General features: G+C 52.0%; 1 protein-coding gene. It reads left to right on the top strand.

Features of this window, described 5'->3' with window-relative positions:
• Positions 1-408: DNA-formamidopyrimidine glycosylase family protein (locus tag BTA35_RS17210; RefSeq protein ID WP_338013024.1), on the top strand; the 408-nt coding region annotated here is incomplete at both ends.

Below are 408 nucleotides of genomic sequence, written 5' to 3'. Positions count from 1 at the left end.
CTATTGAGCGCATTGAGCGCCGAGGCAAATATCTGCTGTTTATTCTACCCAATGGCACACTACTGGTTCACCTTGGTATGTCGGGCAGCTTGCGGGTGATGCTGGCAGCGGAACCTGCGGGCAAGCACGATCATGTGGATATTGTATTGGCCAGTGGTGCAACACTGCGTTATCACGACCCCCGTCGCTTTGGCGCAGTGCTCTGGACGAGCGAACCCATCTCACAGCATAAGCTGTTGGTTAAACTAGGCCCTGAGCCGCTCTCAGAGCGTTTTACCGCTGATTATCTACTCGAACGCTGCCGCAATCGTAGAACACCGATCAAAAGTTTCATCATGGACAGTCATGTGGTGGTAGGCGTGGGCAATATCTACGCTAACGAAGCCTTGTTTTTATCCGGTATACATC

Origin of the sequence: Oceanospirillum linum, assembly GCF_001995095.2 — a bacterium.
GTDB classification, from domain to species: Bacteria; Pseudomonadota; Gammaproteobacteria; order Pseudomonadales; family Halomonadaceae; genus Oceanospirillum; species Oceanospirillum linum.
The sequence above is the reverse complement of the archived record's forward strand: the minus strand, read 5'-3'. Positions and strand labels throughout refer to the sequence as shown.